The sequence below is a fragment of the Micromonospora sp. CNZ295 genome, from assembly GCF_004217535.1.
On sequence record NZ_SHKZ01000001.1, the window covers coordinates 5156563 to 5178881 of the forward strand.

The window sequence follows — 22319 nt, forward strand, 5'->3', positions numbered from 1 at the left end:
GGCGCCGGTGACGGCGTAGAAGACGGGCAGGAGGAGAGAGATTGGCGAGGCGAATAAGCAGGGCCGCAGACTAGTGGTGCACAACAATCTGTCGGTCGCGCACCGGTCCCGCCCGGGGGTCCGGCTCCTGCGTGAGTTCCAGCCGAGGCAGGCGTGGGCCTTTGTTCACCCCCCGCAGCTCGGTAAGCGGCCAGATCTGGGACGTCGCCGCGCCGACTAGCATCAGCGCGGCGGCCGCGAAGAAGGCGCCGACCAGTCCGTCGGAGTGGGCGACAATTCCCAGGCGCAAGCGCCGACCGCCTGCCCACCTTCCGTGGATCACCTGATAGACGGCGAGCCCCGGCGCGCGCACACGGCCATGGACGACCTGGTGGCGGAGCTTGCCTTCCCCGATGGCCGTGGTGCGCCGGTCGCCTCCGGGATAGCCTGTCGCCCAATCTCAACACGGTGACGACCACCAAGCAGGCCGTCACCAGCGCGAGCGGCATGATCGTCATGACCAGCAACGACAACACCGATCGCTGCTGCCATGCCGACCTGTCGTTGGGGTCGTCGTGATCGCGGGCCACAGGTGGGCAGGTCTGCTCACCTCTCGTCTTCAGGACGCAGCTGATCCGCCGTCTCCTCGGCCGCGCCCTGAGCCGTTTGATGCATCCGCACACGGGTAGACCGCGACGCGGTCCAAGGGGGTGGGCCGAGGGCCGGAGCCACATACGGGGTTCCGTAAGGTCCGCATGCGAGGCGAGGCCCGAGGAGTGCGGAATGGCCGAACCGGAGAGCCGGGACAGGGGCGCACGGGAGTCGCCCGCGCAACCGCACGAACAGGTCGATCGGCAACGCGACGCCGAGGAAGGCACGGAAATCGCCGGTCGGGGCCAGAACCTCAGTCCCGGCGGCGAGCCCACGGGTACCGAGCCCGACAAACGCCCCGCCACCAAGCGCGGTGGGCACGACCTTCCCCAACCGGCTGGCGGGCACAGCAGCAAGACGATGTCAGACCCAGACGTTGTCCTCCAGATCCCGCAGGTCAAGGTCGAAGAGATCTACGTCGAGGTCGACGACCTGGACGCCTCCGTCTCACTGCGAGCCCGGCTGGGGAGCCTGCTCCAGCTCGACGTCGGCGTTCAGGCGCATCTCGGCACGGTGAAGATCGACATCAAGGGCGTTGAGGCCGAGGCGATGCTCGAGGTTCGACTCGAAGAGGTCCGCGGCATTATCGACAGCGCCCTGCGCACCATCGAGCGCAACCCTCAGATCATTGAGTCGGTGGTGAAGACGGTGGACACCGCCGTGAACCAGGTCGGGCAGACGGCTCAGCAGGTGCTCGGGCCGCAGGGGCCGCTCGCGCGGACGCTCGACCACGTCGGGCGCACGGCGCAGGAGGCGCTGGGACCCAATGGGCCGCTGTCGCAGACGCTGCAGCAGGCCACCCAACAGGTCGGTCAACAGCTCGGGCAGACCACTCAGCAACTGGCTCAGAACCAGGGGTCGGCTGGCGGCGGTGCCGGGGGTCTGGGTGGCGTGACGGGCGGATCTCCGGCCCGAGCGGCGTGGCAACATATGAAGAAGATCGCCAACAGCAGCCAACCGTTGAGGCAGGTCACGGCGCGGCTGGTAGGACCGCAGGGGCAACAGTCGCAGAGCTGATCGACGTCCGCCGTGGTGCCTAAACGCTTAGTTAAGGGTCGGGTTGCCGGTGCTTTAGAAACGACGGGAGAATTCGGTGCGCCGGATCGAGGCCAAACTGAGTCCAACAGGGACCGGCGAGGTCCGAAGGGGCTCACCGACCGCTGCCTGGCTCACCACCACTCCCCTGCCTCGCGCGCGTTCAAGCCGCCGCCGGGCCCCTCCGAACGCGCGCGCTACCAGCGATAACGCCACGTCTATCGTCATCGAAAGCCGCTCCTCAGCGACGGCGGAGATCCTGCCCGTGCGGATCCGCTCCAGCAGCGGGGGCTTCTAACGCTCGGTGGGTCATGACTGACCAAGGTTGGTGACCAGGTTGACGGCGACGGCCAGGATGCCGGTTCCGAAGGTGTACGAGAGCAGCGCGTGCCCGAGCGCGATGCGGCGCATGTGATTATTCGTCGGTTCGTTCTCGCCCGGGGCGTAGGACATGCCTATCGTGAAGGCGATGTACGCGAAGTCGGCGTACGCCGGTGGGCTGTCCCGCTTGAAGTCGATACCAGTGCCGTCGTCGCGGTAGTACAGCCGGGCGTACTTTAACGCGAAGACCGTGTTCACCAGCGCCCACGCCAGGACCACCGCGATGACGCTGAGGATCACCAGCGTGACGGCCACTGCGTCATGCTGGTTCGAGGCGCGCACGAGCGCCTCGGCCACGGCGGCGAGACTGACAACGGACGCGATCAGGATCGCCGAGTCGGTGGAACGGGAGTGCTGCTCCGCCTCGGCAAGCTGCTCGGTACGCTCTGGGCTCGCCGACCAGCAGGCCCGCCACACCCAGACGAGGATCGTGCCCGCCGCGATCGTCCAGATCACCAGCGGCGTCAGCTCCGGCGCCCCGACGAGCGCGGTGGCCGTCCCGGCGACGACACCGGCGGCCAGCGACCACAGGGCACGCCCGACGGACAGCAGGCGTCCCAACGCGCGTCGTCCCGATCGCCGCTCCACCTGTGCAGCGTCCCGCCTCGACCGGGTCGCTCGGGGGAAACCCCGAGCGATCACCGGATCGGGCGGCATCGAGGGTGGCCAGTCGCCGGCGATGCACGCTCCGGCCTTGGCCGACCTTCATCCGCCAAAGGCCCTGACGTCTGAGCTGAAGTGCCGCCGGCGGCGTCCGGTAAGCGGTGTCCCGGGTGCGCTGCCCCAGTCCAACACCCGGACTGCGGCTTCTCACGGCCGCCGGACGCCGGTTACAGCGGCGGTAGGGTGGGGTGCCGCCGGTGTGCTGCGGGGAGAGTCCCTTATCCGCGACCGCAGGTACACCGCCGCCTTCGATCACGTCTTTGCGGCCGTAGCTCGGCGGAGATGTCTGGGGGCGCACGACGGTGGAGTGCGTGGTGCTGTCGGAACACCGAGCGCGACGTGGTCGCTCGCCGATGGCCAGCCTCGGACGCCTGCCGGACGCCTGGGTCAAGTCCACCGGTAACAACGCAGCGCTCGTGAGGGCAGGCCGCAGGGTCCGCGGGACCGGGAGTCCCGTGCCTCCCGGCCTGCCGATCAAGGCGCGGTCCTTGGCCTTGGCCGGTCTCCGACGGCCCGCGACTGGGCCGAGCTTCCCTGGAGTTCCGGACTGGTCGCGGATCCGATTGGTGGGCAGGCCGCAGGCGCCGACGGGCCCGCGCCTGGGACCTCCACTGCGACCACCCTCGGTGGCTCCCCTGCACCCGCAGCGAGTACAAACCCTGACCTCCCCCAAAAACTCATGAAGGCCAGCTTTATGGGCGAAAGGTGCGTAGCGTTCAGGTGGGCCTGTGCCGAGGGACCCACCCGGCCGACAGGAAGGTACGAGATGTCACTCGACGCGTTCCGCATCCCCGGCGGCTCCTTGGACGACCTGATCAGTCGGTTCTTCGGCGGCGACCCGTTCGCGGAACGTCCGGTGGAGCGCGTGGACCTGTCCCGGCTGCTCTCCACCGAGTCGCGGCAACTGCTGCAGCGGGCAGCCGAGCAGGCTGCGGCGTGGGGCAGCCCGTACCTCAACGTCGAGCACCTGCTGTGGGCCGCCGCCCAGTCCGACCCCACCCGCCGGATCCTCGACGCGAGCGGCGCCGACCCCGACGACCTGGCCCGCCAGATAGAGGCGGCCGTCGCCAGAGACAGGCCACGCGAGGACACGCCTCCGCTCGCGCCAGCGGCGAAGCGCGCCCTGCTCGACGCGCACCGCGAGTCGCGACGCTCTGGCGCGACGTACATCGGCCCCGAACACATCCTGCTCGGCATCGCCGCTAACCCGGAGACGACGGCGGGCCAGGTGTTGCGCGCGCTCGGCGGGGCCGTTACCGGCCCGGCGCGGCCGGCGGGCGGCGGCGACGGGCGTGGCGTCAGCACCACCCCCACCCTGGACCAGTACGGGCGGGACCTCACCGAGGACGCCCGGGCCGGGCGGCTCGATCCGGTCGTCGGGCGTGACGACGAGATCGACGACACGATCGAGGTGCTGTCCCGGCGTACGAAGAACAATCCGGTGCTCACCGGCGAGCCGGGCGTCGGCAAGACGGCGATCGTCGAGGGCATCGCGCAGCGCATCGTCAACGACGACGTGCCCGAAACCCTCGCCAACCGGCGTGTGGTTGCACTCGACCTGTCCGGGATGGTGGCGGGTGCCAAGTACCGCGGTGAGTTCGAAGAGCGGCTGAAGAACGTGATCCAGGAGGTGACGGCCGCCGAGGACGGGCTGATCCTCTTCATCGACGAACTGCACACCGTTGTCGGCGCGGGCGGCGGCGGCGAGGGGGCGATGGATGCCAGCAACATGCTCAAGCCCGCCCTGGCCCGCGGCGAACTGCACGTGGTGGGCGCGACGACGCTGAACGAGTACCGCCGCTACATCGAGAAGGACGCGGCGCTGGAGCGCCGGTTCCAGCCGATCCTGGTGTCGGAGCCGAGCGTGGAGGACACCGTCGCGATCCTTAAGGGCGTACGCGACCGGTACGAGGCGCACCATCAGGTGCGCTACACGGACGAAGCCCTCGACGCCGCGGCCGAGCTGTCCCACCGCTACATCACCGACCGGTTCCTGCCAGACAAGGCGATCGATCTGCTCGACCAGGCGGGGGCGCGGGTCCGGCTGCGTTCCCGCACCCCGGCTCCGGACAAGAAGGAGATTGAGAAGCGGCTGTCCCAGTTGCGCCGGGAGAAGGACAGCGCGGTGGCGAACGAGGACTACCAGCGCGCAGGTGCGCTGAAAGCCGAGATCAGTGCGGCCGAGCGGGACCTGGCGGCGGCGCAGGAGGGCACGCGCCCGGTGCCCGAGGTGCACGTGAGCGACATCGCCGAGGTGGTCAGCCGTCGTACCGGGGTTCCCGTCACCCAGCTCACGGAGGTGGAGAAGCAGAGGCTGAGACGCATCGAGGAGCAACTGCACGAGCGCGTGGTCGGCCAGCACGAGGCCGTGCGGGCCGTGGCGGCCGCCGTACGCCGATCGCGTTCCGGGCTGAGCGACCCTCAGCGACCCGACGGGTCGTTCCTTTTCCTCGGCCCCACCGGCGTCGGCAAGACCGAACTGGCCCGGGCCCTCGCCGCGGCGCTCTTCGGCGACGAGTCCAGCATGATCCGCTTCGACATGAGCGAGTTCCAGGAGCGGCACACGGTCAGCCGGCTGGTCGGGGCGCCCCCGGGCTACGTCGGGTACGAGGAGGCTGGCCAGCTCACCGAGGCGGTCCGGCGCCGGCCGTACTCGGTGCTGCTCTTCGACGAGGTGGAGAAGGCGCACACGGACGTGTTCAACACGCTGCTACAGGTGCTCGACGACGGTCGCCTCACCGACTCGCAGGGTCGCACGGTCGACTTCAGCAACACCATCCTGATCATGACGAGCAACATCGGCGCGGACCGTATTCTGGCCGCCCAGACAGCAGGGCGTGCGGTCAGCGAGCTGCGCGAGGAGCTGATGGGGCTGCTGGGGCAGCGGTTCCGGCCGGAGTTCCTCAACCGCGTCGACGAGATCATCATCTTCACCGGCCTGGACCGGGAGCAACTCTTCGAGATCACCGGCCTGCTGCTGGACCGCACCCGCCGCCGGTTGCAGGCGCAGGACATCAATCTTGAGGTCAGCCCGGACGCCGTGCAGTGGCTAGCCAATCGCGGCTACCAGCCCGAGTACGGGGCGCGGCCACTGCGGCGCAGCATCCAGCGCGAGCTGGAAGACCGGCTGTCGACCCTGCTGCTCGAGGACGGGGCGAATCCGGGCGACACCATCGAGGTCAACATAGTCGGCGGCGAACTCGACCTCTCGGTCCGGCCCGCCGCCGTACCGGCCGGCGCGTGACGCCCGCCCCGGCCGGGCTGACGACACGCAAGAAACGTGCGGGGCGGCGCCCAAGAGACGCGGTTCTCCTGGCTCCCAACCGCAGTGTCCATATCTCAGCGGAGAGCCCCCGAGACGCCCACTGTCCGCCTGCGGCACGCCTGCCCCGGGTAGCACTCACGTCGTCCCTTGGTACGGCCGCGCGGCGGCCTGTTCGAACGCGAAGCCCAGGGCCAGCAGCGACGTCTCGCATGCGGTGGAGTCGACTTCCGGGCCCATTCACGTGAACTTGGTGACGTCGGTACGGGGCGGGACGCGCTCGGAATGATCGGCTCAGGGAACCTTCGTTGCGCGGTGCGGCAGGCCGCCGACCGGCTGCACTCTGGGCGAGGCCGACATCGACCTGGAGCGGCGGGCCACACAGCACTGCGCTACGCCGTGGGGCTCCACCGCAGTGCGGGAGCTTGCACGACCTCAACAACGCCGCACGCGGCTCACCACCCAATCGCTGCTGAGCCGCAGATGCTGGGACCAGTCTCGGCGTACGGGCCAAGGTGTACAGGCAGGTACAGTCGAACGGGGTCTGTCGCTGATCTTGTGACGTCCCTCAGGCTTGCAAGAGGATCCGTTTGCGGAGCAGGTCGAAGTTGGCGCGGCCGTAGCCCATGCGCTTGATCAGCTTTGCTCTGGTGTTCTGGCCTTCGACCTGGCCGGAGCTCCATGGGTTGGAGAGGCCGGCGACGACGGCGTCGTAGTCGTGGTGGAGCCCGTCGGCGAACTGCCGTAGGTGGGGTAGGTCGTCCTGGCGCACCTGGTCGATCCAGGCTGGTAGTTCAGTACCGGTGAGATTGGTCATCATGGCGGCGAACGCGCGCACGTGTCGGGCTGTGGCGTTCAGGTGGGGGCAGGCAGCTTGGACGTCGTGGAGGGTCACGGTGTAGTCGGGTTGGAGTCGGTCGGGGTGGGTCAGGAGCCAACGCGCCATGGCGCGGGGAGCCGGAATCGGCCGGGCCGCTGGCGGGGTGACCATGCCGGCTTTGAGTAGGCGGATGTATCGGCCGACGGTAGTGCGCTGTCCGGTGTACCCCTGCTCGCGGATCTGCCGGTAGAGGTGTGAGGCGTTGCGCTGGCCCTGGGTGAACTGCTCGTAGAGCCAGGGCTTGTAGGCGTCGAGCAGGCTCCGGCGGTGGATCGCCGGCGCGAGGAGTGTGTCGAGGCTGTCGGCGCGTGCGTAGCGCCGCACGGTGTAGTAGTCCAGGTCCAGGTCACGGCTGATGCCACGCAGCGATCGCCCGGCGGCGACCAGCTCCTGCACTGCGGCATAGCGGCTGCGGGTGCGGGCCACCAGCGGTCGAGGACGACCACGCACGTCGCAGTACTCGTCAGGCAGCGGTGGCGGCGGAAGGTCGGCAGGGGCCGGTTCCGCTGCGGCGAACGCGGCTTTGATGCACCCATGGTGCGCGGCGACGGTCTTCTCCACGGCCTCGCACAGGTTGTGCCACAGGTGCCAGCGGTCCGCCACCTGCAGGGCCTGCGGTGCCCCAGCACGGGCGGCTTCGGCGTAAGCGCGCCCACGGTCGCGGCACACCACCTCGATCTCGGGATGCGCCTCCAGCCACGCCGCCACCGGACCGGCGTCGCGGCCCTCGAGCACCTCGACGGGCCGCCGCGTCTCAAGATCCACCAGGATGGTTGCGTAGACGTGGCGTCGGCGCAGGGCGAAGTCGTCGACGCCCACCACACGCACGTCGCCGGTCGGCTGCTCAGGCAACGCGCGGACCAGGCGCAGCAGAGTGTCCTTCGCGACCGGAACACCGAGCCGGCGAGCGAGCCGGGCAGCCGGCCGGGCCGCGAGCGCCACGGCGATCTGAGCAAGGATCTGCTGCAACAGCGGAGTCCGCCGCGCGTGCGGCCGGGTCAGATGCTCCACCTGCTCAACGAACGTCACCACCGGGCAGGAGCCCGCTACGCACTTGAACCGGCGCACCACGAGTTCAACCACCACCGCGCAACCGCCCAGGGCGGCATCGGCCAACCGGCGAGCGTATCGGCCATGCACCCGCCCTGACGGCGTACCGCAACGTGGACATCGCCCGCGGCGAGCGCGCGACCGCCCCCGCATCCGGACCGAGCCAGCTGACGTATCAACCATGTCGATGACCAGGTTGGACAGATGAGGAAGGACTTCCTTCAGGAATCGCGGATGCACGGCGCAGATGATCACGACCGCCGGCAGCCGTCACAAGATCAGCGACAGACCCGTCGAACGTGCACAGCGTGATGCAGACGGACGATGAGACGAGCGAGGCACGCTGGACGCTTCAACAGTTCGACTCGAGCAGCGGACCCAGCGAAACTTACAAGATCCGTTCGGCGGCCATCGCGACGTTCCGTTACGACGACCTCGTCGACCATATGACGCATCCGCTTCGAGGTGAACGCAGTTTCGATAAGACCAGCACGGATGCCGCCGGCCAACACGACCGACGTGCTGAAGCGGACCCACTCAATCCCGAGTAGAGTCCAGGGTTCGAACTACAGGATGGGACCGAAGGATTCGATGAGCCGGAGCAGCGCGACTCCTCGGATCGTGAGGGAAGAGGACCTCGCTGGCTTCACAGCCGGCCAGATTCTGGCCGCGACAAAAGCCCTCACGATGATTCTGGCTCTCCCGCCGTCGGCCGCCGACCACGTCGATGCGCTCGTCATCGCCAGCGGTCAAGGCGAAGAATGGCGTTTCACCCATGCGATCCGCAACTGGGAGGCCAACCCTGAACTCCGTTACCTCCTGGTGGCAAACGGCAACCCGGCCGAAAAGACCTACGTCGAGATCACGCTCGGCTACCTGCGCAGCCTCGGTCTCCGTCGAATCAATGGGGTCCACCTTCAGGCCGAGCCGGCTCCCAACACGGGTCTGCAAGCTACATGGATCGTCAACCAGGTCAAAGGCCACGGCATCACGAGCCTCGCGCTCGCCGTCTCTCCCTACCACCTGCCCCGCGCCTACCTCACGCTCCTCAAAGCATTCAACAAGACAGGTGTTCGCCTTCCCATCATTCCGGTCCCCGTGGCCGTCCCCCCGGACAAACCGGTCCCGGAAACCGGAGCCACCGCCTACGACCTCATACCGGGGGAAGTAGTGCGAATCCTCACCTACATGGACGAGGGATGGATCGCGACACTCGAGGAACTGCAGCAGTACCTACAGTGGCTATGGAGCCATCACGAATCCCTTCTAATCAGAGCCTCGGCCTCCGGCTCGTGAAAGACACGCACCGTTCTTGATCACTGCGGTAGTCACGCAGCGCTCTGCTGGCGCCGACTCCTCCCACACTCAAAGAGTTAGGAATTCCAAGTCTCAATCCACCGGGTCGCCGGGACCGGCGGCCGGGCGTAGGCCTGTGTCACCGCTGCCTCCTCGGGTCCCTCACGGTGCGTCTGCGGCGCCCGGCACCGCTCGGCGCATACGTTGCCCGCATCCCCCACAGGAATCGTAGAAGCTGGGCAGCCCGGAAACAGCCCGTTACGCGGTTCGCCCCTCGCACCCGACCGGTGCCCCGAATCGGTGCGCCGGCGACGGCGGCGCGTGGGCTGGGCAAGAGCAGACTAGTCCCTGAGCAGGTCGACCAGTTCGAAAATGTTGACCGCTAACCGGTTCGGCTACGGCTGCCCCGACCGCCGGACGACGCGGCATCGAACGCGAAAAAATCACCTCGGAAGGCCACGAACTGGAGGGAGCCCGATGACTACCGCAACGATGACCCGGACTGATGAGCAGCTCCAGCGGGATGTGCTGGCTGAGTTGAAGTGGGACGCCCGGGTGCAACCCAATGAGATCGGCGTGTCGGCCAAGGATGGGGTGGTGGCCCTGACCGGGTGGGTCGACACGTACATGAAGAAGTGGGCCGCTGAGCAGGCGGCACACCGCGTACGGGGGGTGAAGGCGGTCGCGAACGACATCGATGTGCGGCTGCCGACTGCGGCGGAGCGCACGGACCCGGACCTGGCGGCGGCGGCGACCCGTGCCCTGGAGTGGGATGCTCTGGTGCCGAGCCAGAACATTCACGTCACTGTCAATAGGGGATGGGTGACGCTGACGGGCGAGGTCGAATGGGAATACCAGCGGCGGGCCGCGGAGCGGGCCGTGCGTCACCTGTCCGGGGTGCGCGGAGTGACCAACCAGGTTTCCCTGCGACCGCGAGTAAGGGTGGACATGGCGGAGGCGCGGCGCCGGATCGAGGAGGCGCTGGTCCGTACGGTGGACACGCCCGGCGAGCGACTCACCATTGCCATCGAGGACGACAAGGTCGTCTTGACCGGTGTCGTCCGATCCTGGCGCGAGCGCGAAGAGGCAGCGCGGGTCGCCTGGTCGACGCCAGGAGTGACGTCGGTGGAGAACCGCATCGTGGTCAACCCGGCGGCCTAGGTGACTGGTGTTAAACGATGGCCGTCACCGGCGTGGCGGCCATCGTCTCTGTCGATTGCTGATAGTCCTTCGGCGTTGGGTGTGGCTTCGGAGCAGTTGGATCTGCTGGATCCGGTGAGCCGGCTCTGCGAACTTTGCTGTCTCGATCGCCGGACGCGCGGCCACGCCCCGGTTGATCGGCTGGGCGCCAGCCGATCAGGAGCCAGTACGGCGTATCACCCGCTGCACCCCGATCAGTGGCGGCCATGGCTGCCTCGGCAGCTGATCCGTAGGGCACGACGACGGTGCCGACATCGCTATCCCGCCGGCACGTCAGGAGTGCAGGCAGGCGGCACCTGCGATTTGGTTACCCTCCGTGATGACGGTTCACAGCAGATCCGCGCATCGGCCCTTCGCTCCGATGCCGTCGGTCTCAGCTCTGGACTCTGCGTGGAGGATCCTCGGGTTGGGCCCCAGGCTGCTTGGCGCGGCGGGCGTTCAGGAGTGTGGAGTCCGTACCTGCTCAGAGTGGAACTCGCGGATGAAGCAGTCTCGTGGTTGACCGACCGCGAAGACCACGCAGTCGATGACTGACTGCGCAGTGAGGTGATGCCTGCCTGCCGCGGCCCGTTCTAGACGAAGTCCGGTGGAAAGAGAGAGATCACCGGGATGCCTTCTGGCCGGAGCCGATGCGACAGGATCTCAGCGAGCCCGGCGTGGGCATGCTTGGCCGCGTAGAACGCGGGATGCGCGCCCGAACGGGGATGCCCACCTCGCCACACGTGGAGATCATGTTGACGACGTCGGGCCGCGGCGATGCACTGCATCCGATTCGGCGTGGTGTCGCCAGCGGCCTCGGCGAGGGTCCAGCCGTTCTTGCTCGCCAACGGCGACAGCAACCCGACCAGGTACGCCAGCGCCTGGCGGCGAGGTTCCGCACGCCCGAACCGGTGCGCGAACCGCGCCAGCAGATCATCCAGACCTGCCCGCCGGCCCACAATCTCATCGATCAACACAAGCACGGCAGCCTGCCCGCCCTGCAACCAACCACAACAGACAGACGGTGCGACCGCTTACCCGTCGGCCGGATAGCATCGACATCCACAGCTACACGGCAGCCACAACTCCGACGTCGATCATCACCGTGAGCTGCTGAAACGTTAGATCAGGCAAGTGCGGCTGGAGTACTAGTGTCCTGAGTCGTTAATTCGGCTGCAGATAGTAGGCTGTCGGTATGGCTGGTCGCCCGCGTGGTGTGGTGGAACTGACCGTCGACGAGCGTGCGTGCCTGACCCGGTGGGCGCGGCGGGGCAAGTCGTCGCAGGCGTTGGCGTTGCGGTCGAAGATCGTGTTGTTGTGCGCCGATGGCCTGGTGAACACGCACGTCGCGCAGCGGCTTGGAGTGTCGCGGGACATGGTGGGCAAGTGGCGAAGCCGGTTCCTGGCGCGCCGGTTGGAGGGGCTGGTCGACGAGCCGCGGCCCGGGGCGCCGCGCCGGATCACCGACGATCGGGTTGATGAGGTGATTGTCAAGACTCTCGAACAGCAGCCAACCAATCAGGACAGCCACTGGTCAACGAGGTCGATGGCGCGTGAGACCGGATTGTCGCAGACGGCGGTGTCGCGGATCTGGCGGGCATTCGGTCTCAAGCCGCATCTGGTGGACACCTGGAAACTGTCGGCTGACCCGATGTTCGTGGAGAAGGTCCGTGACGTCGTGGGCCTGTACCTGGATCCGCCGGTCAAGGCGATGGTGCTGTGCGTCGATGAGAAGTCGCAGATGCAGGCCCTGGAGCGGACCCGGCCGATGCTGCCGATGATGCCCACCGTCCCCGCCCGGCAGACCCACGACTACGTCCGTCACGGCGTGGCCAGCCTGTTCGCGGCGTTCGATCCCGCCACGGGCAAGGTCATCGGGCAGCTGCACCGCCGGCACCGCCATCAGGAGTTCCTGAAGTTCCTGAAGGTCATCGACACCAACACCCCACCCGACGTGGATCTGCACCTGGTGCTGGACAACTACGCCACCCACAAAACCCCGGCCGTGCACCGCTGGCTGGCCACGCACCCCCGCTTCCACCTGCACTTCACCCCGACATCGGCATCGTGGCTCAACCTCGTCGAGCGCTGGTTCGCCGAGCTGACCAACCGTAAACTCCGCCGGTCAAGCCACCGCAGCCTCGCCGATCTCGAAACCGACGTACGGACCTGGATCGAGGCATGGAACACCGACCCGAAACCGTTCGTCTGGACCAGGACCGCAGACGAGATCCTGAACAGCCTCGCCGCATACTGCGGCCGAATTAACGACTCAGGACACTAGGCTGTTCCTTCCGGCCTGGAGCCCACCGGGTCAGGCTGTCGCCATCTGGCGCACGTGTTTGCCCTCTGCGAACTCCTCGACCATCTTGGCGCAGAAGGCCGGAAGGTCGCTGGGGCTGCGGCTGGTGACCAGGCCGTTGTCGACCTGCACCTGTTGGTCCACCCAGTTCCCGCCCGCGTTGCGGATGTCGGTGCGCAGGCTGGGAAACGACGTGACGGTCCGGCCGTTGACGATCCCGGCCTCGACCAACGACCAGGGCCCGTGGCAGATCGCCGCCACCGGCTTCTGTTGCTGGAAGAACGCCCGGACGAAGTCCATCGCCTGCTGGTTCATCCGCAGCCGGTCAGGGTTGACCGTCCCGCCCGGCAGCAAGAGGGCATCGTAGTCGGCCGCATTGGCCTCGTTCACGGTCCGGTCCACCCGATAGCGATTGGCCGGGTTGATGTCCTGGTTCATTGACTGGATCTCGCCAGAATTCAAGGAGATCAGGTGGACCTCGGCCCCCGCCTGCTCTGCGGCGGCCCGGGACTGGGTGTACTCCACGTCCTCCACGCCATCGGCAGCGAGGCATGCGACTCGCTTGCCGGTCAGTGGCTGCTGGCTCTGCGCCATTTCTGTGGGCTCCCTTCACGGCGCCGCCCCGTCGGCGGCGCATCGCTCGCTCGCGGTCGCCTTCCCGGTGGGGACAGCGGCAAACAGGCCAGCGAACGCCGCCCGAGAGCGGACAATCCGGCCAGATGCCCGCTGGGGCGCACAGCGAGGGCCTCATCTATGCACAATTGGCGGGCCGAGAGATTCTCGGTCACTCGCGCCGTCCCGGGCAGGATCTGTGCCGACGCGTAACCCTCGAGATCCAGATGCAGACCCGTCCGCCCCGGGACCGGCGGCGGGCTTCGCATCTGCCAGCGGGGCAGAGCCACAGAGCGCCGAGATGAGGTTCCGACGAGGCCGGCCAGCGCGCGGGGCCAACGCCTTGAAGGGAATGTCTTGTCAGACAGCGCCGATGTCCACCTCCGTCGCCGCGTAGGCCAACCGAATACCGCCGAGGGGTCAGCAGGATGGCGAGGTACGCGAAGTGGCCTTGCAGACCCGGTGAGGGTGTGCGGGTCGGCGAGCCGCTACCGCTTCAGCTGCACCGAAACGCGATGCAACCAGCGCGGCGCGGTCCTTGGGGGAAAGAACCAGTCGACACTGCTCAGGGTCAGGACGTACCCGGTGTCGACCTTGCGGACCAACCGAACTCGGTGAACATGTCCATGGTCGCGGTGACTGTCGGCGGTGTGACCGGGCCGCCGAGCAGCTCGGCGAGGGGTCGCGGTGTGTCCCGAGGGCTCGACCCCGGCCCTTCATGCTGTGCCAACCGCACCTCGGTGTGACCCGCCGCTGAAAGGCGCGCCTCGGGGCCGTTCGGCGGCGGGACGCCACCGCGGGTCGCCGCTGTCACGGCAGACGTACGGCGCGTCGGGCAGGGTTCATGTCGTAAGCGACCTGGGGCGAGCAGGAGTGAGTCAGCGGAGTTAAAGCCTCTGGAGGGAGGATCCGGAGCTGGGCGGAACTACATCGCTTCCAGTTCTCGTCCCTTCGTTTCGGGGAGAAAGCGTTGGACGAAGACGAGGGCGAGGGCCGCGAATCCGGTGAATATGCCGTACGTGAGGGGCAGGCTGACGTCGGCGAGGCTCGGGAACGAAACAGTGACCAGCCAGTTGGCGATCCACTGTGCTGCCCCGGCGACCGCGACCGCCGTGACGCGGATCTGGTTGTTGAACATTTCGCCGAGCAGCACCCAGAGCGTCGGCCCCCAACTCGCCGCGAAAGACAGGACGTAGAGGTTGGCCGCGAGGAGCGCGACGATATCCACGCCGGGCGCAAGTGTGACGTTTTCCCCCGTCCCGGTGGCGCGACTGAAGCACCAGGCGAGGGTAGCCAGAGTCAGTACCATGCCGGCGGCGCCGACCCGCAGCAACGGCTTGCGGCCGACCCGGTCGATGAGGGCGATCGCCACGAAGGTGCCGATGAGGTTGATCAGGCCGGTGATGACGCTCGTCAGGAGGGCATCGTTCTCGGTGAAACCGACGGCCCGCCAGAGTGTGGTGGAGTAGTAAAAGATCACGTTGATGCCGACCAACTGCTGCAGAGCTGCGAGAATAATGCCGATCCACACGATCGGCAGCAGTCCGAAACGTCGGTCCCGAGGAGAACGGCCGCGGAGGTCAGCGAGATCGATGGTCTGCTTTGTGCCGGCGAGCGAACGTTTGATTTCCCCGAGGCGCTCGCCGTCGCCGACATACCGCTGCAGCACCTCACGTGCTTGCTCGTCGCGGTGGCGTCGAACCAGGTAACGCGGGGACTCGGGGATCCGCAGCGCCAGTAGGCCGTAGAGTGCCGCGGGAAACGCGGCCGAGGCCAACATCCACCGCCACGCCGTCCCGCCCCACGGCACGTCGTTGCCGGCACCACCGGCCAAGGTGGCCAAGGCGTAGTCCATCAGGAGGGCGACACAGATCCCAATCACGATGGCCAGTTGTTGCAGGGAGCCCAACCGTCCTCTCTCGCCTGCAGGAGAGATCTCGGCGATGTAGGCCGGGACGACGACGCTGACAGCGCCGACGGCCATTCCGGCGACGGCCCGCCAGGCGGTCAAGCTGATGGGACCCACGGCGAGTGCCGAGCCGACGGCGCTCACCCCGAACATGAGCGCTGTGATCAGCATCACCCGTACACGGCCAATCCGATCAGCCAGCGGACCGGCGAACCACGCACCGATCGCACCGCCGAGCAGCGCTGCGGATACCGCGGTACCCAGCACCAACGCCGAGAGGTGAAACTCGGCCCTGATCGCATCAACCGCACCATTGATCACCGCGGTGTCGTAGCCGAAGAGGAAACCGCCGATGGCTGCGGCCGCAGCAATCAGAACCGCCCCACCTGGCCTTCTGGCTGGCGGGCGGGCGGCATCTTCATCGGCGGTCACACTCGGTGGATCCATGCTGTTCAGCGTGCCGCAACAGCGTAGCATTTGTCCTAATTTCCGGAGCTGTCCGACAACCGGCTGCCCCGCCGCCGGGTGCATCGGGACACCCCGGCTACACATAGCGGCAGGGGCTGCCGCACATCAGTGCGAGGACGTGTCGGACCCGTACGAAGAGGTACCAGCCCGAGGACGCCTACCAGGAGCCCGGCGGGCGACACACAAGGCACCGCCACCAGCAATACGAGCATCACCCCACGACCGATCGTCAGGACGAGTAGCGCGAGGTACGCCGGGACCACGAGCCGTACGGACCGATCCATGCCGGTTCCGTTCACGAGCACGCTTACGGCGCGCACCGGCGGACGAATTCGCGGCCGGAGGTGATGGCACCGAATCTGTCTGTAGGCCTTCGGCCACGGCCGCAACCGCCCGCAGCGGACGACCTCTTGTAATGAGACGACCTCTTGTAATGAATGGCAGCCGCCTCCTGCCGGCGTACTCTCAGGCCAGGCGGCGGGGCAGGCCAACGCGCCGATCAGCCGCCCGGCTCACCAGGCAGCCGGTCGGCCGGGACCCATTCCTGCCTCGACTGGGCGTGTTACGAGCCGGAGCGCCGCCCGCCACCAACAGCGACCGGTTCGATGGCCTGCCGGAACTCCTTCGGGAGCTGGGCCAGCGCATTCTCGAACTCGTCGCGGGTGACAGCCTCACAGAGCGTGGTAAGCACCGCGCCGACCCCGGCATCGGCGAGCGCAGGGTCGACGTCCGGGCGATCCGCCACCCGCTGCACGAAATCGTCGAACCCGAGCGACGCCTCGACCTGGTCCTGCCTAAACGGTTTGCGCAGGCAGTCGTCAAGCCCGTCGGGAAGTTGATAAGCAAGATCCTCAGCCTGGCCGGCGCTGATCCGATCTGCCAATGCCTGCAACGTCGCGCGGGTGACTATCGCCGCCTGATCGGGCGACACCTTTGCCCGCGTGGCCACTGCATTGATGAAGTCCTGGTATTCCACCTGGTTCCTCCCCCTCGGATCGCCGTCGAAGCACCAGTTGCGAGCCGCTTCGGTGCGCCTTGCCACATCTTCCTGCAGCGGTGGGTGACCCTGCCTCATCCCGATCGGGCGACTACCAGGACGCCCTACGCCGGGCAACAGCCCCATCGCAGAAGACGTAGTCGTGCGGATTATGTGACTCCAGCCCGGCCTCGGCATCGTGCTGGCCGCCCGGGTGCTCGGCGAGTTCGGCGACGGTCGCACCATCACTCCGATGCCCGCAGTCCGATGGACTAGCTGGCGCAGGCCCCGGCGTAGCAGGCGCATACGACCGATAAGGCCAGCAGCGCCCAGAAAGCCGACATCCGGCAGAGAGCACCGCCAGCGGACGTAGCGGGCGAGCGCCACTGAAAGCGGCGGAGATCGAGGCCGCTGCTGGCGATCGGGCAGGAGCGGTCCAAGCTTGTAACGAGGGCATCAACCCGGAGTGGGACTCTGGCAGCTGACGCCTTCGACAGCGTTGGAGCCACGTCACCGGGCAGGTAAGCGTCGTGTGGGCTTCCCCCTGAGATCTGGACACTCTGAGACTGGGCGTTGGTCCAGAGGAAGGGGTGTCCCCGTTGGGGCGTCCATCGAAGAACACGGAAGAGTTTCGGCGTGACGCGGTTGACCTGGTCCGTTCGTCGGGGCGGCCGATCAATCGGGTCGCTCGTGAGCTCGGGATGAGTCACGAGACGCTGCGGAACTGGGTGCGTGCCGAGGAACGCCGAACGGCAGGGCCGTCAGCGGGGGATGGCAGCGGGTTGTCGGTGGCGGACAAGGACGCCGAGATCGCCCGGTTGCGCCGCGAGGTGGCTGAGCTGCGGCAGGAGAAGGAGATCCTGCGGAAGGCAGCCGCCTATCTCGCGAAGGAGATGGATCGGTGACCAGCCGCTTCCGGTTCATCTCCACCCACTGGGCCGTCTACGGCGTCAAGCGGCTGTGCCGGGTCCTGGCCGTGTCCCGGTCCGGGTTCTACCGATGGAACGCCAGCGAGCCCGCCCGGCAGCAACGCGCTGCCGCCGAGGACACCCTCGCGGAGCAGATCCAGGCGATCCACTCCGACTCCGGCGGCGCCTACGGCTCGCCAAGGGTGACCGTCGAGCTGCGTGCCCGCGGTGTGCGGGTCAACCGCAAACGCATCGAGCGGGTCATGCGCCAGCGTGACATCGTGGGCCGGCACCAGCGTCGCCGCAAACGGACCACGATTCCAGATCCGGCGGCCCCGCCGGCGCCGGACCTGATCGGCAGGGACTTCACCGCTACCGCACCGGACCAGCGGTGGTGCGGCGACATCACCTACCTGCGGGTCGGCGGCGGCTGGTGGTATCTGGCCACGGTCATCGACATCGCAACTCGGCGGCTGATCGGCTGGTCGATCAACACCCACATGCGCACCGGCCTGATCATCGACGCTCTCGACGCCGCGGTCGCCGCCCGTGGCGGCCGGGTCGACGGCGTGATCTTCCACTCGGACAGGGGTGCCATCCGCGAGGTGATCGACCCGCTGTGCGCGTCGGGTATCGGTGCTGAGCGCCCTTCGCCGGTCAGCTTGGGGTTGAGCGGTCGCGCAGCGGCAATAGGCTGCGCGCATGATTGACTCGTGGACCTTGCGCGTTCTCCTGGAGGTCGCCAACCGAGGGTCGTTCTCCGCCGCGGGCGAGGCGCTGTCCATGACGCAACCAGCTGTCTCGCGGCAGATCAGCGGATTGGAACGGCGCGTTGGCGTGCCGTTGTTCCGTCGGCTTCCGCGTGGTGTGCGGCTCACCGAGGCCGGGCGAACCGCCGTCGAGCTCGCGCGCGACATCCTGGTGCGCACCGACGCCCTGGAAGCCCGGTTGCGCGCGTTCACCAGCCTGACCGGCGGTCAGCTCAACGTGTCGGCGTTCCCGAGCGCCAACTCCCGGCTCACGCCTGAGGCCATCCGGCGCTTCGCCGAGTCTCACCCGGGTGTCGCGGTGAACCTTGTCCGCCCGGATGAGTCCGGCCCGCTGGCGGCCATCCGGGACGGCCGAATCGACCTGGCCCTGGTGACCTCGTGGGAATTGTTCGCCGACCCGAGCAGCGCCAAGCACGACCTGTCAGCGTCTCGGCTCAGCGGCGAGGCACTGGACGGCCTTGACCTGGTGCCGCTGTGCGACGAACGGCTGCACGTCGCCCTTCCGACCGACCACCCGTTGGCGACACGCAAGCGGGTGCGGCTGCGGGATCTGAAAGACGAGCGGTGGATCGAGGGGGCCTTTCCGGACTGTCTCGGTCCGATCCCGCCGATCGCCGAGGCATTGGGCGCTCCCCCGCGGATAGCGTTCTTCTGCGACGACTGGAACGGCAAGCAGGCACTGGTCGCCGCTCGGGCCGGTGTCATGCTCGTGCCGACGCTGACCCAGGCCGCGCTACGGCCGGACATCGTCCTGCGGCCCACCGTTCCGGCCCTGCCGACCCGCCGGTTGTATGCCGCAGCGGCCGCCCCACCGTTCCGGTCGCCAGCGGCGACCGCGATGATCGCGATCCTCACAACGATCTGCCGGCAGCCGGCCGACGGCTGACGGCCGGCTGCCGGCATCTGGAATGCCTGGCGGCGTCTGTGACTATCGAGCGCCGGTGTTTGTCGCCGGTCGCCGGCCGTCCTCGCGAATCGGCCGCTTCGTGGGCCAGCCGGGCGCCACCGCCAGCACCACTGCGGCAGCCAAGGTCAGAACACCCGTGCCCTGGAAAAACACGTCGCCCGAGAGGCGTGCATCGCCGGTGACGGGATAGAGCTCATTGATGAGGGTCTGAGCGTCCAGCAGCCGCAGCACGGCGAACAGGGCGTGATTGAACCCGCCCTCGTACAGGCCGACCGCCGCCACCCAGAAGGCGTAGACCAGCAACCAGAAGATCACGCGAGCCCACCGCATCGCCGGTCCGAGCCGGTACGTCAGGTACGTGACGGCGAAGACGGCGCTGAACACCAACGCCAGAACATTGCGTTCGGGGCTGTCGAACCGCAAGCCCCCGTACACGTGATGGGTGAACGTCACGAGGAAGACCACCGTGACCCAGATGATGGCGGTTCGAGCCCGCTCGGCTGGCATTCGGTTCATCGGTTCTGTCCGTCCTTTCAGATGGCCGGCATCCGGCCGGCCGGCGGCTCGGCCGCAAGCGGCGGCGGTTGCTCGTGCACGGTCAGGTCGTGTCGCTGCATCGCCTTCAGAAACGCGCCGACGTCGACGACTTGGTCGATGTGATGCACACCGGGCGGGTAGCGGCGCTTGATCACGTCGGCGGCGATCTCCGCGGCCACCACACCGGTCGCCTGGCACTCTTGCCGGCCCGTCACCGCCGACCACACGCGCCTCCCGCCTGCGTCGGTGGCCGAGGCGTGCACCACGAACCGGTCCCCGCCACGCCGCAGCCGGCTCGACGCGGCCGTCAGCAGGCGAGCCCCGCCCAGTCGGTCCGCCAGCCGGAGGACGCCGATGGCGCGCAGCCAGAACACCGCCGCCGTGACGGCGCCGGAGTCGAAACACAGGCGGGTGGTCACCGGAACTCCGAGCGTGCGGGCCAACGTGTGCTGATCCGAAAACGGAAACGGGTACGCGGTACGCGATCCGAACCCCGGCAGGTCCACCCGAGCCCGTCCCGGCCGCCGAGTCCGGTCGAGCGGCGCCATCAGTCCCTCTACCGTCCACCGGACCGAGTCGGGTCCATGGTCACCTGCCGTACCCAGCAGGATGGTCACCTCGACGGACGTCGCGGACGGAAGGCGCCCGGTGCAGCGACGGGCCAGCACGTTGGTCAGTCCGGGTGCCAACCCGACGCTGAGAAGCGCGGTCGCTCCGGTCCGCTTCGCGATGGCATCGAGCCGTTCGATGCCGACCAGCACGTCGACTGACGCGCTGATGTCGACAACGGAAACACCGCGTTCCAGGCACGCTCGCGCCAACGCCTCGTTACGGTGCTCCACACACATGACCACCACGTCGGCGTTCGCCAGCAACCCGTCGAGCCCCCGCAGGTCATCCAGGTCCAACCGGCGCGGTACCAACCCGTCCGGACCGGTCCGGACCAGGGCCTCAGCGCGCGCCAGATCACGACCAGCGACAACGACCTCGTTCGCCGACTCCCGGGCCAGCATGGTCGCCACCACCCGGCCCACGGCGCCGTAACCGCCGATCACAACGGCCGTTCCCGCGCTGGTCATGGCCACCTCGCCGCGACAACCCGGTGCGAACCGCTCAGGCGGACACCGGTGCCGCGGTCGTACGGCCGGCCGTCGGCCGGCAAGCGATCGCGCACCGGGGCAGGCGAAACTTCAGGATGGTCTCCCGTGAACGCCCGGATGCGGTCGGTACCGACGAAGAGCTCGGCGGCGGTCGCCCCGAACATCGCCTTTTTGCAGACCGCGGCGGCCCGGGTGCGATCGAGCATCAGCCGTGATGCTGCGGCCGCCCAGCCCTGGGCGCACCGTCGGGGCGCATTCCGAGTGGGGCAACGCGCTCTGCGTCCGGTGTCGGGGACGACGACGGTGTGACTGTTGGCAACCGGCCGGAGGCGGCGGTCGAGCAGCGCAGCGTCGAGGTCGTCCCGCCGGCCACGGAACTCGGCCCGGTGAACCAGTTCTCGGCCATTCCACGCCGTTGCCTGATGAACATGTGCGACGTGCACCCGATCACCTCCTCAGGGGGCGGGCTACGAACATCAGTTTCAACGCGCACAGCTATGAGCACCACTGCGAGGTAGTAGGACATGCCATAACCAGAGCGCATGGCACGGTGTGTCCGGTCTCGGGGACCTGCGTGAAACATCGGTATCAGGAGCTGCGTGACACTCCGCCGAGTGTTGATCGGAACCGGTGCGGGTCGAGCGCCGCGTCAGCTGCCGAGGCGCGCTCGTCATTGCTGGTCAACGCATCCACGTCGGCATAGGCCACGCCGGCCGCGCCGTCACCGTCGAGCAAGCCGAGACCACCTTCCGGGTCTATGACGGCGACCTGCTCCTCAACGAGACCACCCGCACCACCACAGACAGGTGACGCGGTTCAAGGCGCGAAAGCCCGAGCCACCACGACGCCCGCCGCTGCCCACCCAACCGGGTCTGCGACCATCCCCGCATGGTCAACGTGGTGATCGACGACAACCGGGACGACCCCGCTGTCGTGATGGTGATGCTGCAGGGGCCGTCATGGGAACTGCACCTCTGGATCCACCTCAGCGACCTCGCCCGCCTACGCTCACTGCGCGAGGCCGACTGGACAACACGGCGATCCGTGCAAATCGGCGAAGACGGCGGCGGCTCGCCCGTGCACTGGTCGATCAAAGACGACGTCCTCACAGCCCTGATCGGTCCCGACGATGAAACCTGGCACACTGCCATCTCCATGCCCCTCGACATGATCGACGGCCTCACACAGGAAGCTGCGGGCCTCCTGCCCCCGGCAGAGCCGCCGACGCCTTACTCTGGCCAACTAGAGATCTTCTAGCCGGACGTGTCACCCACGTCCCGGGGAGCGTCAGGGGCCGCACCAGCGAGACCCACGGGTCAGCCGACCATTCGTGGCTCCCCTCTGTGTCAAGACACCGCTGGGAGGAGAGTCGTATCCTGGGTCTCGGCGGGTCCGGGAAGTGACTTCTCCGAAGAGCCGGCTGGGGGATGAGAGTCGGTCACGCTGGAGCCAGT

19 protein-coding genes and 2 pseudogenes are annotated in these 22319 nt (G+C 67.9%); 11 read left to right on the forward strand and 10 right to left on the reverse strand.

Going from position 1 to position 22319, the window contains the following annotated elements; translation table 11 throughout:
• Window positions 1-762 precede the first annotated feature (762 nt).
• Window positions 763-1647, forward strand: a complete 885-nt coding sequence (locus EV376_RS24090) for a hypothetical protein (RefSeq protein ID WP_130326828.1) — start codon at window positions 763-765, stop codon at window positions 1645-1647.
• Between the two features lie 327 nt (window positions 1648-1974).
• Here EV376_RS24090 and EV376_RS24095 read toward each other — a convergent pair whose 3' ends face one another.
• Window positions 1975-2634 (reverse strand): DUF1345 domain-containing protein, encoded by a 660-nt coding sequence (locus EV376_RS24095; RefSeq protein WP_207228367.1) that lies wholly within the window; start codon window positions 2632-2634, stop codon window positions 1975-1977.
• A gap of 841 nt (window positions 2635-3475) precedes the next feature.
• Here EV376_RS24095 and EV376_RS24100 point away from each other — a divergent pair.
• The gene (locus EV376_RS24100) at window positions 3476-5953 is read left to right on the forward strand and encodes an ATP-dependent Clp protease ATP-binding subunit (protein ID WP_130326832.1); all 2478 of its coding nucleotides are present in this window, start codon (window positions 3476-3478) and stop codon (window positions 5951-5953) included.
• Window positions 5954-6539: 586 nt separating this feature from the next.
• Here the strand turns inward: EV376_RS24100 and EV376_RS24105 are convergent.
• Window positions 6540-8084 (reverse strand): ISL3 family transposase, encoded by a 1545-nt coding sequence (locus tag EV376_RS24105; protein WP_486482924.1) that lies wholly within the window; start codon window positions 8082-8084, stop codon window positions 6540-6542.
• A gap of 125 nt (window positions 8085-8209) precedes the next feature.
• Between EV376_RS24105 and EV376_RS24110 the strand changes: the two genes are divergently transcribed.
• The 3 genes from EV376_RS24110 (at window position 8210) to EV376_RS24120 (ending at window position 10358) form a co-directional block, all read left to right on the forward strand.
• Window positions 8210-8452, forward strand: a complete 243-nt coding sequence (locus tag EV376_RS24110) for a hypothetical protein (RefSeq protein WP_130326834.1) — start codon at window positions 8210-8212, stop codon at window positions 8450-8452.
• Between the two features lie 40 nt (window positions 8453-8492).
• Window positions 8493-9197: a hypothetical protein gene (locus tag EV376_RS24115; RefSeq protein ID WP_130326836.1), complete on the forward strand. Its 705-nt coding sequence runs from the start codon at window positions 8493-8495 to the stop codon at window positions 9195-9197.
• A gap of 477 nt (window positions 9198-9674) precedes the next feature.
• Window positions 9675-10358 carry a BON domain-containing protein gene (locus EV376_RS24120; RefSeq protein WP_130326838.1) on the forward strand — a complete coding sequence of 228 codons (684 nt, stop codon included), beginning with the start codon at window positions 9675-9677 and terminating at the stop codon, window positions 10356-10358.
• 477 nt (window positions 10359-10835) lie between these two features.
• On the opposite strand, the pseudogene EV376_RS24125 reads toward EV376_RS24120, so the two are convergent.
• Window positions 10836-11154, reverse strand: a pseudogene (locus EV376_RS24125) (SDR family oxidoreductase); the annotation flags it as partial.
• A 4-nt stretch (window positions 11155-11158) separates the two neighbouring features.
• A pseudogene (locus tag EV376_RS31055) lies at window positions 11159-11350 on the reverse strand (IS701 family transposase); the annotation flags it as partial.
• A 221-nt stretch (window positions 11351-11571) separates the two neighbouring features.
• Between EV376_RS31055 and EV376_RS24135 the strand changes: the two are divergent.
• Window positions 11572-12660, forward strand: coding sequence for an IS630 family transposase (locus tag EV376_RS24135; protein WP_130326840.1), 1089 nt, complete (start codon window positions 11572-11574; stop codon window positions 12658-12660).
• 30 nt (window positions 12661-12690) lie between these two features.
• Here the strand turns inward: EV376_RS24135 and EV376_RS24140 are convergent, their stop codons facing one another.
• From EV376_RS24140 to EV376_RS30330, 3 genes are all read right to left on the reverse strand, one after another.
• Entirely contained in the window at window positions 12691-13272 is a 582-nt protein-coding gene (locus EV376_RS24140; RefSeq protein ID WP_130326842.1) for a type 1 glutamine amidotransferase domain-containing protein, read from the reverse strand.
• Between the two features lie 943 nt (window positions 13273-14215).
• The gene (locus tag EV376_RS24145) at window positions 14216-15646 is read right to left on the reverse strand and encodes a sugar porter family MFS transporter (RefSeq protein ID WP_130326844.1); all 1431 of its coding nucleotides are present in this window, start codon (window positions 15644-15646) and stop codon (window positions 14216-14218) included.
• 583 nt (window positions 15647-16229) lie between these two features.
• Window positions 16230-16643, reverse strand: coding sequence for a DUF2267 domain-containing protein (locus EV376_RS30330; protein WP_165438094.1), 414 nt, complete (start codon window positions 16641-16643; stop codon window positions 16230-16232).
• Between the two features lie 590 nt (window positions 16644-17233).
• Between EV376_RS30330 and EV376_RS24155 the strand changes: the two genes are divergently transcribed.
• The 3 genes from EV376_RS24155 to EV376_RS24165 are packed head-to-tail and all read left to right on the forward strand — an operon-like array spanning window position 17234 to window position 19207.
• Complete coding sequence (locus EV376_RS24155; RefSeq protein WP_486482780.1) at window positions 17234-17548, forward strand: transposase; 315 nt, start codon at window positions 17234-17236, stop codon at window positions 17546-17548.
• Window positions 17545-18261, forward strand: coding sequence for an IS3 family transposase (locus EV376_RS24160; RefSeq protein WP_130326850.1), 717 nt, complete (start codon window positions 17545-17547; stop codon window positions 18259-18261). Before EV376_RS24155 ends, EV376_RS24160 begins: the two co-directional genes overlap by 4 nt.
• Window positions 18254-19207, forward strand: coding sequence for a LysR family transcriptional regulator (locus tag EV376_RS24165; protein WP_130326852.1), 954 nt, complete (start codon window positions 18254-18256; stop codon window positions 19205-19207). The genes EV376_RS24160 and EV376_RS24165 overlap by 8 nt, the downstream gene beginning before the upstream one ends.
• 42 nt (window positions 19208-19249) lie before the next feature.
• On the opposite strand, the gene EV376_RS24170 is transcribed toward EV376_RS24165, so the two are convergent.
• The 3 genes from EV376_RS24170 to EV376_RS24180 form a co-directional block, all read right to left on the reverse strand.
• On the reverse strand, window positions 19250-19693 hold the full coding sequence (locus EV376_RS24170; RefSeq protein WP_165438096.1) for a hypothetical protein: 444 nt from the start codon (window positions 19691-19693) through the stop codon (window positions 19250-19252).
• A gap of 68 nt (window positions 19694-19761) precedes the next feature.
• Window positions 19762-20844, reverse strand: coding sequence for a saccharopine dehydrogenase NADP-binding domain-containing protein (locus EV376_RS24175; protein ID WP_130326856.1), 1083 nt, complete (start codon window positions 20842-20844; stop codon window positions 19762-19764).
• Window positions 20841-21071: a hypothetical protein gene (locus EV376_RS24180; RefSeq protein ID WP_130326858.1), complete on the reverse strand. Its 231-nt coding sequence runs from the start codon at window positions 21069-21071 to the stop codon at window positions 20841-20843. Before EV376_RS24180 ends, EV376_RS24175 begins: the two co-directional genes overlap by 4 nt.
• Before the next feature lie 424 nt (window positions 21072-21495).
• Here EV376_RS24180 and EV376_RS24185 point away from each other — a divergent pair, with 424 nt between their 5' ends.
• Together EV376_RS24185 and EV376_RS24190 are read left to right on the forward strand one after the other, a co-directional pair.
• Window positions 21496-21675: a hypothetical protein gene (locus EV376_RS24185; protein WP_130326860.1), complete on the forward strand. Its 180-nt coding sequence runs from the start codon at window positions 21496-21498 to the stop codon at window positions 21673-21675.
• 78 nt (window positions 21676-21753) lie between these two features.
• Window positions 21754-22122 (forward strand): hypothetical protein, encoded by a 369-nt coding sequence (locus tag EV376_RS24190; protein WP_130326862.1) that lies wholly within the window; start codon window positions 21754-21756, stop codon window positions 22120-22122.
• The last annotated feature ends 197 nt before the right edge of the window (window positions 22123-22319 follow it).